The 16,068-nt window shown below is 35.1% G+C and carries 13 protein-coding genes and 1 riboswitch; all 13 genes read right to left on the bottom strand.

Annotated features, from left to right (window positions below):
- Window positions 1-7 precede the first annotated feature (7 nt).
- The 13 genes from FC97_RS11605 to FC97_RS11665 all read right to left on the bottom strand — a co-directional run bounded on the left by FC97_RS11605 (window position 8) and on the right by FC97_RS11665 (window position 16,058).
- The gene (locus tag FC97_RS11605; RefSeq protein ID WP_054641878.1) at window positions 8-1,162 is read right to left on the bottom strand and encodes an ROK family transcriptional regulator; all 1,155 of its coding nucleotides are present in this window, start codon (window positions 1,160-1,162) and stop codon (window positions 8-10) included.
- 136 nt (window positions 1,163-1,298) lie between these two features.
- Window positions 1,299-3,590: an alpha-xylosidase gene (gene yicI / locus FC97_RS11610; protein ID WP_054641879.1), complete on the bottom strand. Its 2,292-nt coding sequence runs from the start codon at window positions 3,588-3,590 to the stop codon at window positions 1,299-1,301.
- A gap of 160 nt (window positions 3,591-3,750) precedes the next feature.
- Window positions 3,751-4,563 (bottom strand): Cof-type HAD-IIB family hydrolase, encoded by an 813-nt coding sequence (locus tag FC97_RS11615; RefSeq protein WP_054641880.1) that lies wholly within the window; start codon window positions 4,561-4,563, stop codon window positions 3,751-3,753.
- Between the two features lie 81 nt (window positions 4,564-4,644).
- Window positions 4,645-5,250 carry a putative quinol monooxygenase gene (locus FC97_RS11620; protein ID WP_054641881.1) on the bottom strand — a complete coding sequence of 202 codons (606 nt, stop codon included), beginning with the start codon at window positions 5,248-5,250 and terminating at the stop codon, window positions 4,645-4,647.
- Window positions 5,251-5,264: 14 nt separating this feature from the next.
- A complete protein-coding gene (locus FC97_RS13590) occupies window positions 5,265-5,852 on the bottom strand; it encodes a maltose acetyltransferase domain-containing protein (RefSeq protein ID WP_054641882.1) in 588 nt (195 codons plus the stop codon).
- A gap of 3 nt (window positions 5,853-5,855) precedes the next feature.
- On the bottom strand, window positions 5,856-6,416 hold the full coding sequence (locus tag FC97_RS13595; RefSeq protein WP_225868638.1) for an LbetaH domain-containing protein: 561 nt from the start codon (window positions 6,414-6,416) through the stop codon (window positions 5,856-5,858).
- A 133-nt stretch (window positions 6,417-6,549) separates the two neighbouring features.
- The gene (locus FC97_RS11635; RefSeq protein ID WP_054641883.1) at window positions 6,550-7,839 is read right to left on the bottom strand and encodes a bifunctional folylpolyglutamate synthase/dihydrofolate synthase; all 1,290 of its coding nucleotides are present in this window, start codon (window positions 7,837-7,839) and stop codon (window positions 6,550-6,552) included.
- A gap of 2 nt (window positions 7,840-7,841) precedes the next feature.
- Entirely contained in the window at window positions 7,842-8,381 is a 540-nt protein-coding gene (locus FC97_RS11640) for a folate family ECF transporter S component (RefSeq protein WP_173585298.1), read from the bottom strand.
- A gap of 28 nt (window positions 8,382-8,409) precedes the next feature.
- Window positions 8,410-8,504: riboswitch (THF riboswitch) on the bottom strand.
- 270 nt (window positions 8,505-8,774) lie between these two features.
- The gene (locus FC97_RS11645; protein ID WP_054641885.1) at window positions 8,775-9,761 is read right to left on the bottom strand and encodes an aldose epimerase family protein; all 987 of its coding nucleotides are present in this window, start codon (window positions 9,759-9,761) and stop codon (window positions 8,775-8,777) included.
- Between the two features lie 18 nt (window positions 9,762-9,779).
- Complete coding sequence (gene pgmB, locus FC97_RS11650) at window positions 9,780-10,451, bottom strand: beta-phosphoglucomutase (RefSeq protein WP_054641886.1); 672 nt, start codon at window positions 10,449-10,451, stop codon at window positions 9,780-9,782.
- A gap of 66 nt (window positions 10,452-10,517) precedes the next feature.
- Window positions 10,518-12,761, bottom strand: coding sequence for a glycoside hydrolase family 65 protein (locus tag FC97_RS11655; protein WP_056968265.1), 2,244 nt, complete (start codon window positions 12,759-12,761; stop codon window positions 10,518-10,520).
- A 32-nt stretch (window positions 12,762-12,793) separates the two neighbouring features.
- Window positions 12,794-14,431: a glycoside hydrolase family 13 protein gene (locus FC97_RS11660; protein ID WP_054641887.1), complete on the bottom strand. Its 1,638-nt coding sequence runs from the start codon at window positions 14,429-14,431 to the stop codon at window positions 12,794-12,796.
- A 1-nt stretch (window position 14,432) separates the two neighbouring features.
- Window positions 14,433-16,058 carry a glycoside hydrolase family 13 protein gene (locus FC97_RS11665; RefSeq protein WP_054641888.1) on the bottom strand — a complete coding sequence of 542 codons (1,626 nt, stop codon included), beginning with the start codon at window positions 16,056-16,058 and terminating at the stop codon, window positions 14,433-14,435.
- Window positions 16,059-16,068: the final 10 nt, after the last annotated feature.

The raw sequence follows: 16,068 nt of genomic DNA on the forward strand, positions 1-16,068 counted from the left end.
CTTTTCATCACTCACTAACTGTGGGCATAGTTCTATTTTTAAATTGTAGGTCGGCGTCTGGAAGTTCTAATATTTCTCTAGTTATCATCGCACAACCGCCCAATAAACTATTACTACTTACACTATCAGAAACTTCAATATTAAATTCATGATCTACTACTTGCGACAACTCTTTTTCAATACGTTCCATTACTTCAGGAATCGCCCGCAAGACTCGAGAACTTATGACCACCTTTTCAGGATCAAATAATAAGAAGATATTTTGTAAAATAATAATTATACTAGTTTCAAAATTTTTCAAAACTTCTTGCACAACTTCATCCCCCAAGTCATACCAACGACGAATATCCGCAATCACTACTGAAGACTGTTTTAAATCCTGAATTTGCTTAAAAATAGCTTGATCAGAACCGACATCTTCTAAAGGCAATGAGCTTTTATTACCCAAGCCGTAATACTTGGCAGAACCGATTTCTCCAGCTTGACTATTTTTTCCTGAATAAAGTTGACCATTAATGATTGAGCCTACTCCAATTTGATCAGTTAAACTAAGTGCCACAGCATCCTGAATTGAACCACCTGAAAAATCCTTTATCGCCAAAGCCGCTAGATTAGCCTCATTTTCTAACAATACTGGCACATTAAATCTACTTTGCAAAATTTGAACCAAATCATACTGAACTAAATCATGATTCATAGCTTTAACAATATGATTGTCCTTAACGACTCCATAAATTGCCACAGAAATCCCCATTAAATCAACATTATCAATTGTAGACAATTTAATAGCTTGATACAACGCTAGCAATTGTTTAGATGCATCTTTGCCATCAATGGGAAACTCCTGGTAATTCACAATACTTCCATCTAACCAATTTGTCATACAACTAATCGTGGTCTGATTAATTTTTGTATTTATAGTATATCCAGCTTGAGAATTAAAGTTAGTCAAAACTGGCTTACGTCCACCGCTGCGGGTACTATTTCCCTGACCAATGTCATATACCAAATTATCATTAGCCAATTTAGTAAAAATATTGTAGACAGTCGACTTAGTCAATCCCAATTTCTTTGCTACAGCAGCTCGAGAGGTTGGTGTCTGGTTAAACACTTCGCGCAATACATTCAGCTCATTTATCCTTCTAATAGTTAATCTATTCATTAAACATTCCCTCTCAACGGCTTTAATATAAACAATTTAATAATCCTAATTATATACTACATATGTATAGACCAGTCAGCAACTATTAGCAATAAAAAGACAGATCCATTCTTTAAACGAATCTGCCAATATAATTTTATTCTAAATTAAACAAAGCCTGATTATCAATTAATTCTTTTTGTATAGTCTTTTCATCCTCATGCAAATATACCTTTACTTTACCTTTAATGCCAACAGTTGACACTTTAATTTGCTGATCATCCTTTTGAACCCTAATAGAAGCTGCCTCTAGTCCTTTAGAACTGACAATATTAGTTGAGACGGTTCCTTCTTTTATTTGATACAAGTGAATATCAACATCCTTGGTATAATCATATTCAGCATGAACAGTCTTTTCATTACGCACTAGAATAGTATTCTCACGTACTAAAATTGGCAAACTTAATTCATCAAATTTTTCATTTAGCCATTCTCCTGACTTAGGTGATTGGTAAACTTTATTGTCTAACAAGCTAGTCCATTTACCCCCTGGCAAATAGAAGTGTGCCTTTCCTTGATTATTAAAGATCGGTGCAACTAAAATTTGAGAACCAAACATATATTGCGTAGCTAAATCCGAAACATTAGGATCGTCCCCAAATTCTAAGAACATTGGTCTCATCAAGGGATTACCAAATTTGGCATCATAAGCGGCCTGCGTATAAAGATATGGCATCAATGATAATTTCAAGTTTACATAACGTCTAGTATTCTCAACAGCTTCTTGATCAAAATTCCATGGTACACGATAAACGTTACTTCCATGGTATCTACTATGGGATGATAACAATCCAAATTGGGTCCAACGCTTATATAAATCAGGCGTTGGTCGATCATCGCCATCCTCAAATCCTCCAATATCATGACTCCAGAATCCAAAACCAGATACTAAGAATGACAAACCACCACGTAAGGTATCACGCATAGAATTATAGTTAGATAGACAGTCACCACCCCAGTGAACAGGATATGATTGAGAACCCACCGTCGCTGAACGAGCAAAAACAACGGCTTCTTTTTTACCCTTAACTTCTGCGATAATATCGTAAACTGCCTGATTGTATTGTAATGTGTAGTAATTATGTTCTTGTTGTGGATTTGAACCATCATAGAACTGAACATCATCGACAGGTATACGTTCACCAAAATCAGTTTTAAAGCAGTCTACACCCATATCTAATAACTCTTTTAATTTATCTTGATACCATTTTTTAGCAGCTGGATTAGTAAAATCAATAAAGCCGTTGCCTGCTTGCCACAAATCCCATTGCCATACATCACCATTTTGACGCTTAATTAAATAACCTTTTTCTTTGGCCTCTTTAAATAGTGGTGACTTTTGAGCAATATACGGATTTAACCAAACACAAACTTTCACACCACGTTCATGAATCTTTTTTAATAATCCTACAGGATCAGGAAATTGATCTTTATCCCACGCTAAAGTACACCATTCAAAACCCTTTTGCCAGAAACAGTCAAAATGGAAAACATCCAAAGGAATATTATGTTCCTTCATACCATCAATAAATTTAAGAACAGTTTTCTCGCTATAATCGGTTGTAAATGAAGTACTTAGCCAAAGTCCAAATGACCATGCTGGCGGTAAATTAATTTTCCCAGTTAATTGAGTATAGCGATGCAATACTTCTTTAGATGTTGGACCATAAATTACATAATATTGTAATGACTGACCTTCAGTACTGAATTGTACCCGATCAACATTTTCTGACGCTACTTCAAATGAAACTTTTTGAGGTTCATCTACAAATACACCGTAACCATTACTGCTTAAATAAAACGGGATATTCTTGTAAGCTTGCTCACTTCCCGTTCCACCATCCTGATTCCAAGTATCTATAGACTGACCATTCTTGACAAAATTACCAAATCTTTCTCCTAACCCATAAATCTTTTCATCAATATCCATTGATAATTGTTCACGCATGTAACTCAGTTTTTTATCACGATTATATATAACTCCTTGAGCCTTTTGGACTGATTCAGTGACCAAACGATTATTAGCAGTAAACTTCATTAAAAAATCATCATTCAATGGTAATGATACTTTTAAATCACCACTTTCTAAGGAAGCTAATTTATCCTTCACCTGGATGTCCACCTTAGGGTTCAAATTATTAATTTTAAAACTAGGACCATGATCTTCAGAATCAAAATGTTCCAGTTTAACACCAATAACATTTTCTATAGGAGAAGTCAGTGTTATAGTTGTTGCTCCTAAATTGAGTTGATCACCTCTGCTTAAAACCCTTTTAAACGGTGCAAAGACTTTTAGACTATTCCCATCTTTTTGTGCATCATAAGCTTCCATCGGTGAATCAATTTGATATTCTTCACGATTCATCCAGTAACCATTTGTAAATTTCACTATTTACAGCCTCCTATCAAGAAAAATTTAGTTAGTTTTTTTAAACAAAAAACTAACGATAACGCTTACATTATACACATTTACAACTAACTAATTCAATCACCTTAACTAAAAAAACTCACAAATATTGTATTTTGTGAGTTTTTGATATTTAACTTTTTCAGAATTCTTCTTTAAAGAATTTCTCTAAGAATACGGCAATACCATCTTTAGCATTCGTCTCCGTCACATAGTTGGCTTGCTCTTTAATCGTACTTACTCCATTACCCATAGCAACCGAATATTTAGCCTGTTGCATCATCCCTAAATCATTCATGCCATCACCAAAGACAAAGGTATGATCAGCATCAATACGTTGTTCCCACTGAACTTGTTGAACAGCCGTGGCCTTATCAGTCTTCAAAGGAATCATTTCGATATTATCGGGTCCTGATGATGACAAGCGTAACTTCTTACTATCAGCTAATTTTTCTTTGGCTTGATTTAATTCATCCATATCCCCACGACTCAAGACGACTCCGTTAGTAATCTTATCAGCTACTTGACGTAACTCCTCTAAATTCTCGATTTCTTTATATCCAAAGGCCTCATCAAAGTTACCAGCGTTCTGAGCAATAAAATGTGGAATCTTTTCAGTAAAGTAAGCTGTTTCAGGTGTAAACAACATCATTGGCAGCTTATTAACTTGCGTTATTTGATAAGCCAATTCAACCGTTTTACTGCCTAACAAAGTCACTTCACGACCATTGATACCATCGAAAACGGCTCCATTAGAGGTAATTAGGCCAACTTCAGGATTCAACAAATTCTGAGTAATCTTAGCCAACTCATACATTCTTCCTGTAGCAATATAAAATTTAACATCGTGCTTTTGTAAACGTTCAATTGTAGCCTTTGTACGAACTGAAATATGTTTATGGTCACTTGACAAAAGCGTACCATCCAAATCCATAAATACTAAATATTTTGACATTTTAAAGTCCTCGTCTGCTTTATAAATAATTACATACTCTATTGTAGCAGACTATTGAAAACGTTTACTTAAATTTGCTAATTATTCTAATTTTAAACTAGCTTGATTAACCATTGTATCAATATCCAACTCATGAATCGAATATTCAGTTGAAATCTTTGATAACTGTTGACTAATATTTTCTTTTTTCATAGTTGATTTGTTCTGAAAGATATCAATTATTACCCAATGCCCAGGGTCAGTATTACTTACAAAACTAGCTATAGTATCTCGAGAGATATTTTTTAAAGTCTCTAACTTGCTATAATCTGTAGTTACTTCAAGCAAACGGGCAAAATACGGATTTTCACCTTTAATCTCTAATGCTTGATCATTTGTCTGAATCATCTCTAAGTTTAATTTGTGAATCTCCTTAGATTGAACCACTTTCTGAGCAAATTCAGCATAACGTTGAAATTGTGGCGAGCCAGCGTGAATTTGGTAACTTGCTTCATCTCGATACATTTCAAAAATATAGTTAACACTACCGGCTTCATCTTCATGTGTAGCACACATCATCAAAGTACCCATTTCATTTCGATGAGAAGTTATTAAATTATTCATCCCTTCTGTTAGAAAAGCCTGCCTATTCTTAGGATCGATGTTTAATTTGTACAAGCTGAAAATCGGTTTTTTTAGTAATTTCACAATTATCCGCCTCATTAATTTTTTAAACTAGGTAACTTTTTGATTACTTTAGCAGGAACGCCTCCGACAACGCAATTGTCAGGTACGTCGTTTACAACTACAGCTCCAGCACCAACAATTACATTATTACCAATATGGACACCACCAATAATTGTCACATTGCCACCAATCCAAACATCATCACCAACTGAAATGGGTTCTGTATGTGTAATCAAATAATGACTGCCATCTTCACGAACGCCAAAACGATGACTGGCATCTATCGAATGCTCACCACAGTAGAATTTAGTATCCGGAGCCACAATAACACGATCACCCAAAGTGATTAAATTGGAATCTTGGAAATAACAGTTGCCATTGATAAAATCATCATCACCAAAACTGATATGTGAGCCATAGACAGCACCAAATTGCCCATTAATTGTTAAATTAGTTCCAACATGCTTGAACAATGATTTCATTGTCTCATTTCGTTCTTTGACATCAATTTGAGTATTGATTTCTTGAATCATTTTTTTACCACGTACAATCATTTGTTGTAATTCAGGATCTCGATAATCGTACTCTTGTCCGGCTAATAATTTTTCATGTTCTGTCATCATAATTTATCCCCTAACATTCCTAATTTTTCTAGCTGGTGAACCAACCACAACACTATTTGGAGCCACGTCCTTAGTTACCACTGAAGCCGCTCCAACAATTGAATTCTCTCCAATCGTCACCCCAGGAAGTACTGTGACGCCAGTTCCCAACCAGACATTCTTTTCAATATGAATTGACTTAGTAATCAATGTTCTTCTTTCTGTAGGTGCTTCACCATGATTCACTGTAATTAGACTCACTCTCGGACCCAACTTAGCACCTTCATCAATCCAGATACCACCCAAATCCATGAAGAAACAATCTTTATTGATAAAGACATTCTCTTTAACAAAAGTATGACATCCTAGATCAGCATTGAATGGCGCCTTAATGTCACTAGTACTAGGAACCTGATAACCAAACAAGCGACTAAACAGTTCACGCCGTTCATCAATTGTATTATTTTGATAATTAATCTTATTAATTATTTGCGTATTCTTTTCTACCGTTTGGTCAACCAATTTGAAATCAGCCTCGCTATAATTTAGGACTCCACCCTTTAAAGCCTTATCTAATGCATTCATTTTCTTACCTCTTTACCCTTAGAATAAAGGTAGGACGTACATTCGTCTAATACTTATCCTGTATTTAGACAAATTCATTTTTTGAATAACAAAAAAGATTGAGACATAATTTGAATAATTACATCTCAATCTCTTATTTGATTTGTGAACGTACTTCTGATGAAAAATACAGTGACCCCGCAATCAAAAGTAACTCATCAGACCTCAAATTGTCTTTTAAATTACGATAAGCTTCATGCCAATTTGCAGTCAATTTTATCCGTGGTTGCCAAGCTTTAAAATCTTCTAGCTTCAAAGCCCTTTCATCATTAAAAGTAGTCATAGTGATTTCAACGTTAGGTATCTGTAATAACTCTTCCAGCATTTTTCCAATATCTTTGGTAACAATAGCCGAAAATAGTATTTTTACATGATAATCTTGATAGTCAGTTAAAAGATTCTCTTTTAATCTTTTAATAGCATGGGGATTATGTGCTCCATCCATAATAACTAAAGGTTTCGAATTAATAATTTCCATTCGAGCTGGCCATTTAGTTTCTAGTAAACTATTAGCTATTTTTTCTTCATCAAAAGATAAATTATGCTTTTGTGTATAAAGATAGTACATTTCCAATGCCACAGCTGCATTCTCAACTTGTTGATGACCAATCAGTGGCGTTTCCAAATTCTTTAGTTTTACCGCATGATTATGGAAATCAAATTTTTCAAACTGTTGTTCAACAAATCCCTGATAATCAGTTTGATAATCTCGTTTCCAAACATACACTGATGAATTCTTCTTAAACGCTTGATTTTCAATGACTTTCAAAGCATTTTCAGAGATATTTCCAACAACTAATGGCGTATTTTTCTTGATAATACCCGCCTTTTGATAAGCAATTTTTTCAATTGTATCCCCTAAAAAGGCAGTGTGATCTAATCCAATTGTCGTAATAGCAGTCAATTCCGGTTCAATAACATTGGTACTATCTAGTAGGCCACCCATACCTACTTCAATAATCGCCACATCCACTCGATTTTTAAAATAGTAAAATGCTAACCCAGTAAGAATTTCAAATTCAGTGATACCATAGAATTCCTTTTGATTATCCATTTGTTCAACTAACGGTTTAATCTGATTACCAAGTTTAACTAAATCAGAATTACCAATCTCTTGTCCGTTGATCTCCACTTGTTCAGTAAAATCCTTAATGAATGGTGAATTAAACGTACCTACTTTTAATCCGTCAGCACGTAATAGATTAGCCAAATAACGTGTTGTTGACCCTTTACCATTAGTCCCCGCAACATGAATTGTTGGATAAGTTAGTTCAGGATTACCAAGTAGACGTAATAATTCAGTGATACGCTCTAATCCTGGACAACTACCAAAATAACCTCGTGAAATAATCCATTCAATAACTTTCGAGCCTGTTGTAAACATTTTTATCCCTTTGCCATATAACGACTGGCAAGCATTTTTAGTGGTAGTGCCTTGCCAAAGAACATGATTGAACCGGTTTGAATAAAGAGCATAGCGACTGCTTTGATAATTCTAGGAATCCAAAGTCCCATATTAAAGAATGGTACGTGATACATAATTGATAACCATAGTGGTGTTAAGAACAAACTAATAATAAGGGTATTTAGTAAAACGCAGATGAAAGTATTTTTTAAAGTAATTTCTTTCTTGTAGAAGAAAAGTCCGTATAACACACCTGAAATCAGCGCATTTAATGTAAAACCAATAAAGAATCCAGCTTTACCAAATAGTGTTGTCCCGACAACATCAGCTACTACTGATGAAATTCCAGACCAAAGTGGACCAAAAAGCATTCCTAAAATGGCTCGTGGTATAAAATCAAATGAAATACGTAAAAATTGTGTCTGAATACTTAAAAAATTAGTTAAGACAATCATCATTGCCACTAAAAGACCCATTGTTGAAATTGCATAAATACTGTTTTTTTTGTTCATTTTGAGCATCTCCTCTTAGAGCTGCTACATATCATTATGCAGCGAATGCGAGAATAAAACCGCGAATTTACTTCTTCGTTCAAAAGCACATTCCGTCTTTTTGACACTTAACGCTTTATTCTCTACTCTGTTATCCTTTTATTTTTAAATCGTGGTATTGCTATTATTTCCCTCCCTATTTATTTAACTTTTTAAATATAACGTCTAACATCGAACAAGGTCAATACATTTTATGTATATAGTTCGTATAACACGTATTCATAAATATTAAAAAAATCGGTACAAAAATTCTAATTCCAGAATTTTTATACCGATTATTTTTCTTTAAAATTTAAACTGTTAAATTCGTCAACACGTTCATTTGAACTAAATAGCATGGCAATATTAATCGATAACCAGTCTCTAATCCAACTTACGATATTTATACTTATTAGTATAAGCTACCTTCTTATCCTTACTTAAAACAATATCTCCAAAGCCCGGATGATGAATAGCATCTGGCAACGTTTGTAATTCCATTGCTAGACAACTGTAATTATATTTTGCGGCTTTTTGGGCATCTTCAGGATTGGCGGTAAAAATAACCATACCATTACGATCCGTATACAAGTCAACGGCACGCTTATCAGATTTTATTGTAGCAGCATGTCCGTCAACGACAAAGGTATCGTCATATTCATGCTTATCTAATAATGATAATTGATTCAATCCCTTACCAATTGTCTTGAACTGCTTGAAATCATAAGGTCCCTCAGTTGGTAAATACTGTCCTGTAGGAATCTTCCCATCATCGACTTCCAAGAATTTCTCAGAATTTATTTGTAATTGTTGTTGAGTAATATTTTCATCATCAACATCAAAATAAACGTGACAAGTTGGATTGAACAAAGTATCGTGATCAGTATTTGCTCCATAAGTAATATAAACTTCATCGTCATCAGTCAACATATAAATAACATTGACCTCGAGTTTTCCAGGAAAACCATCCTCGCCTCTTACGGTATGACTGAACATCACGGCCTTATTAGAAATTTGTCGGCTGGAAAAGTTTTGATATTGGAGTCCATGACTACCACCATGTAAAAAGTTTTCACCTTCGTTTTGTTCCATTTGATAACTTTCATCATTGATTTTAAAGGTAGCATCTTTAATTCTTCCAGCCACACGACCAATTGTTTTACCAACTTGATAAGGTGTTTTGATATAGTCTTCCAAATTATCAAAATGCTCGATCAATGAATGTTTTTTACCATCCTCAACGACCTCAAAATTTTGCCAAGTTGCAGCGTAACTCATAACGCTAATACTTGTTTGATTCTTATTAGTAATTTTATAGAGGTAAACCGGTTCAGAATCAATTTCCCCAAAAATTGTTTTTGAAATTCCCATTCTATTACCCCTCTTTTTTTAGTTCATTGCCTTCTTAATGTTTGCTAATGTTACTTGCGATGTATCAGTGAAGTTAATATCGGCTTCATTTAAGATTTCTGGGTCACCAATACCAACAGATGTTTCATGAGCACCATTAACTGATTTGATACCTGAAACAGCATCTTCAAGTCCAATACATTCTTCAGGTTTCAAGTTCAATACTTCAGCACCACGAACATAAATCTCTGGATCTGGTTTTCCATTCTTCAAAGTACTTGGATCGACTCTAGCATCAAAGTATTTTTCCAAATCTAGCGCTTCCAATACTTTTGGAGAATTTTTAGAAGATGAAGCTAATGAAATCAAATAATTATTTGCACTTAAATCTTCAATAAATTCTTTCATACCAGGAAGAATATCTTTATCAGTGAGTCCTTTTAAAAGGCCTAAGTAGTTGTCATTCTTTTCAGTAGCATACTTAACCTTTTCATCCTCTGTGTAATCGTTTTCTTTACCACCAGATTTTAAAATCAGGTTAAGTGAATCCATTCTACCAACACCTTTTAGTTGGTTAGCCAAATCTTCAGTCCATGTAACACCTAATTTATCTGCCAATTGATGCCATGCCTTTGCATGGAAAACTGAAGTATTAGCAATTACTCCATCTAAATCGAAGATGAAACCTTTAATTTGTTCAAATTTTACCATATCGCGTTATTAACTCCTTTGATAAAAAGATGTCTGAAATAACTTCCAGACATCTTAAGTTTACAATTATTTTAGCATTAGTGGTTTATCGTTGACTTGAATTTGAAGTGGATCACCAGATACCAACTTAAATTCTGATCCATTTTCCTTGACGGCTACTTCGATAACACGACCTCTGAATACTTGTCTGAATGAGTAACTGTTCCATTTCTTAGGTAAGAATGGTTTATAACTCAAAGTACCATCATCATGAACACGCATACCCGCAAATCCTTGAACCATGGCTAACCAGCCACCTGTCATTGAAGTAATGTGCAAACCATCTGCAGTATCATTATTATAATTGTCTAAGTCTAGTCTAGCTGTTCTCTCATATAATGCAACCGCTTTCTGATCATAATGTAGATCTGCGGCCAAAACCGAGTGAATTGCCGGTGAAAGACTTGATTCGTGAACTGTTAATGGTTCGTAGAAATCAAAATTGCGTTTCTTTTCACGTTCTGAGAAATCATCGATGAAATCCCAAATACCTTGAAGAACATCACCTTGCTTAATATATGGTGAACGTAGAATCTTATCCCATGACCAATGTTGATTAATTGGTAATTGATCCTTTGGAATGGAGCTAACTGGTTGGATGTCCTTATCCAAAAAGCCATCATGTTGAACGAAAATGCCAAGATCTTCGTCATATGGCAAATACATTTTGTCTACGATGTCTTGCCAGTGATCCATTTCTTCTTTAGAAACGTTCAACTTTTCAAATTGATCTTTACTTACTTCACCAAGAATTTGAAGAGTATACTTCAAAGTCCAACGAGCCAAGAAGTTTGTGTACCAGTTATTGTCGACATTATTTTCATATTCATCTGGTCCAGTAACACCGTGAATCATATATTGTTCGTTACGTTTGCTGTAATGAACACGGTCAGCCCAGAAGCGTGACATCTCAGTCAACATCTTACTACCCTCATGAAGAACAAATGACTTATCACCTGTATAACGAGTGTAGTTATAAATGGCAAAAGCTATATCGCCGTTACGATGAATTTCTTCAAAAGTGATTTCCCATTCATTATGGCATTCAATACCGTTGAAAGTAACCATTGGATATAACGCACCCTTTAATCCTTGTCTTTCGGCATTGATATAGGCGCCTTTCAATTGGTTATAACGATACATCAGTAGATTACGTGATACTTCTGGTTGGGAAACACCTAGATAAACCGGAATACAGAAGGCTTCAGTATCCCAATATGTAGCCCCGCCATATTTTTCACCGGTAAAGCCCTTTGGCCCAATGTTCAAGCGTGAATCTTCACCAGAATATGTTGTGAACAATCCAAAGAGATTGAAGCGCATACCTTGTTGAGCGTCAGTATCACCATCAATCTTAATATCAGATTGACTCCAACGATTATCCCAAACATTTTCATGTGCATTTAACAAATCTTCATAAGAAACACCGCTAACTTTGGCGGCAATACCCTCCATAGCATCTCTTAAGTCATCAATTGTCTCGTAATCACGTGATGTAACTACGGCAACACGTTTTTCAATCGTACCAACTTCATGAGCCTTCAAATCCGCTACGAAAGTCTTGCTAGTTTCTAATTTATCGACTGTTTGATCGACTTCTTTAAGTCCAGTTACATAACCAACTTGCATGCCTGATGTAAATCTTGGTGTACCAAAATCATTTGGCTTTGTCTTAGCAATAATACTGTTATCAGTAATTTCCAAAACTTCCCAGAAGTGTTCATCATAGTTAGCATCTTCATTCTTCACATTAGCATCCAATGAAGAAATAACTTTAACTTCAACAGAATCATCTGACAAGTTTTCAAAGCTGACCTTTTGAACAGATAGTTCTTTTTGAGCAACACTTAAAAATCTTTCAAAATTAAATTTTACTTTAACTCCATCTTTTTCAACAATGAATGAACGCTTTAAGAGAGCATTCTTCATATCAAGATCAAGTGTAAAGTCACTGATTTTATCAGTGTATAAATCTAATTTAGAACCGTTGATTAAAAAGTTCATCTTAATGAAATTAACGGCATTGATAACTTTACCAAAGTATTCTGGATAACCATTCTTCCACCAGCCGACACGTGTCTTATCAGGATACCAAACACCTGCTAAATAGCTACCAGGAAGACTATCGCCTGAGTAATCTTCTTCAAAATTACCACGCATTCCCATGTAACCATTACCTAAACTAGTTAAGCTTTCTTGTAATCGTTTATTTTCCTTATCCAATTTGTGTGTGACTACATTCCAAGGAGCCACTTCAAATATTCTTTTCATAATCAAACCCACCATATATATAAATTTATCTTTTAATTAACTTTTTCCATTACTACAACATCGTATGGCTGTAAGGTCATATTCTTGTTCAATTCAATTTCTTCATTATTAGTCAATTTAACTTGCCATTCATTTTTGACAATCTTATTTGGCATCGTAACTTCATGTTCGCTTTGACTGAGATTACTGATGACAAGGTATTCTTGTTTGTCATCCTGTCTTATGTAGGTAAAGATGTCTGGATCATTATCAAGAATCAGTTCAAAGGTCCCATCGACAAACACCGGTTGACTCTTTCTTAAAGAAATCAATTGCTTGTAGAAGTTCAAAACTGAATCTGCATCGTTAGCTTCATCGGCCTGATTGATCGTATGATAGTTCTCATTAATCGCTAACCAAGGTTTGCTATCTGAGAAACCAGCATTAGCTTTATTAGCCCATTGCATTGGTGTCCGAGCATTGTCACGTGACCAGTGAGAAATAATCTTCATTGATTCTTCTGGCGTATACCCTTCAGTAATCTTTTGATCAACACGATCTTTAGTATCATCATCATCCATTTGTTCAGGCTTGGTAAATGGGAAGTTTGTCATCCCCAATTCTTGACCTTGATAAATAAATGGCGTTCCTCGTAATAACATATACGTTGCAGCAATGGCTTTTGCTGAATGTTTAGTTTCATTTCCCAAAACGGTATTGAATCTTGGATTATCATGGTTTTCAACATATAAAGCATTCCAACCGCCATCAGCTAAATCACGTTGCCATCTGGCTAAGACTTTCTTGAAGCCTAAAGGATTGATACGTTGTTCTCCAGGTTTTCTCTCTTGAACGTTCTGCTCAAGTTCAAAAATCATATTGATGTAGCCGGCACGATTAGGATCAGTCCAGTTGATAGCCTTACGACTTGTAACGCCACTAGCTTCACCGACCGTCATAACGTTGTATTCATTGAAGATATTCCTTAACTCAGTCATGTATTTATCAATACCCTTGACATTCATAAATGGCGCCCAAGGATTATCTTTAATCTTGAAATCCCATGGTTCCTTTTGAATATGACTGATAGCATCCATTCTAAAGCCATCAATGCCTAAGTCGAGCCACCAACGAATCATCTTATAAATTTCTTCACGTACTTTAGGATTTTTCCAATTCAAATCTGGCTGCTGAGCTGCAAAAACGTGGAAATAAGCTTGCTCAGTTTTAGGATCATAGGTCCATGCTGAGTGACCAGAGAAACTCTTCCAATCATTTGGCATTTTATCCGGTGTTGCATCAGCCCACAGGTAATAGTCACGATATGGATTATCTTTGCTCTTTTGTGATTCAATAAACCATGGGTGTTGATCCGAAGTATGATTAACAACTAGATCGAGAATAACTTTAATGCCTATTTCATGAGCCTTAGTTAATAATTCTTTAAAATCATCCATTGTTCCAAATTCAGGTTCGATACTTTCGTAATCAGAAATATCATAACCATTATCGACATTAGGTGACTTATAAATTGGATTGACCCAAATAAAATCAACACCTAAGTCTTTTAAATAAGGAAGCTTTTCAATGATTCCGCGGATATCACCGATACCATCATTGTTGGAATCCTTAAAACTACGAGGATAGACTTGGTAGCCTACGGCATTTTTCCACCATGTTTGATCTGCCATTTTAGTCCACCACTTTCACTGCAAATGATTCCCAAGGGTTCAATTCCAAATCAGAAACATCGGTTATCTTATGATCATAGTTTTGAATAATCATTTCACCAATGTTAACATCTGCTAATTGCAGTTTATGTTTGTTATTGGAGAAATTATTGACGATCAACCACTTTTCACCTTGATATTCTCTTTCAAAGGCAAAGATTTCATCTGATGTATCAAGTAATTTGAAATCACCCCAGATCATGATTGGATTGTCTTTTCTCAACTGAATCAATTTTTTGTAAGTATAGAAGAGTGAATTCTTATCGGCTAACGCATCTTTAACGTTAATTGATTTGTAATTAGGATTTACTCCCAACCATGGAGTTCCTGTTGTAAAACCGGCATGTTCTGTTTCATCCCACTGAATAGGCGTTCTGGCATTATCGCGTCCTTTAGTATTGATGGACTTGATAATGTCTTCTTTTTTATAACCTTCATCAATTCTTTGAAGATACATATTGCGACTTTCAATATCAGAAATCTCAGAAAAATCTTTGATTGGCTTATTCGTCATACCAATCTCTTCACCCTGATAAATGTAAGGAGTTCCTTTTAACATGTGTAAGAGAATAGCGAACATCTTACCGCTCTGAACACGGTATTCCTTATCATTACCCCAGCGAGAGATAATTCTTGGTAAATCATGGTTATTCCAGAACAAAGAGTTCCAACCTTGATCATCCAATTCTGTTTGCCATCTAGCTAAGACCTTCTTTAATTCACCCACTTGCAAAGGACGAAGATCCCATTTATCTTTGCCGGGTTGTTGATCTAATCCAACTTGTTCAAATTGGAAAACCATCGATAATTCATGACGTTTAGGATCAGAATAAAGTTTAGCAATCTCTGGAGTAGCACCCCAAGTTTCACCAACTGTCAGCATATCCTTATCGCCGAAAGTTGCTTTATTCATTTCTTGTAAATAGTCATGAAGCTTAGGACCATTACCAGTGATCATCTTGTCTGGTTGCTTACCTATTAAATCGATAACATCCATTCTGAAACCACCAATACCTTTATCGATCCAGAAATTCATCATTTTATATACAGCTTGACGAACCTTTTCATTCTCCCAGTTCAAATCAGGTTGTTTCTTACTGAAGAGGTGAAGATAATATTGACCAGTTTTCTCATCAAATTGCCAAGCTGGGCCACTGAAGGTTGATTGAAGACCATTTGGTACGCCTCCATCTTTAGGATCACGCCAAATGTAGTAATCACGGTAAGAATTATCTTTACTTTTCTTTGATTCAATGAACCATTTATGTTCATCAGAAGTATGATTAACAACTAAATCCATAACGATACGAATGTTCCTCTTTTTAGCTTCATTGATTAACTCATCCATGTCAGCCATTGTACCGAATTCTTGCATAATATTTTGATAATCAGAAATATCGTAACCGTTATCATCATTAGGTGAACGGTAAACTGGTGAAAGCCAAATTGCACCGATACCCAAATTTTGTAAATAATCTAATTTACTGATGATTCCCTTAAGATCACCAACTCCATCACCATTTGAATCCTTAAAACTACGGGGATAAACTTGATATACTGTTGTCTCTTGCCACCAATGTTTTTGCAAATTAAGCACC

This window comes from Companilactobacillus kimchii DSM 13961 = JCM 10707, from assembly GCF_001435445.1.
Taxonomy (GTDB): Bacteria; Bacillota; Bacilli; order Lactobacillales; family Lactobacillaceae; genus Companilactobacillus; species Companilactobacillus kimchii.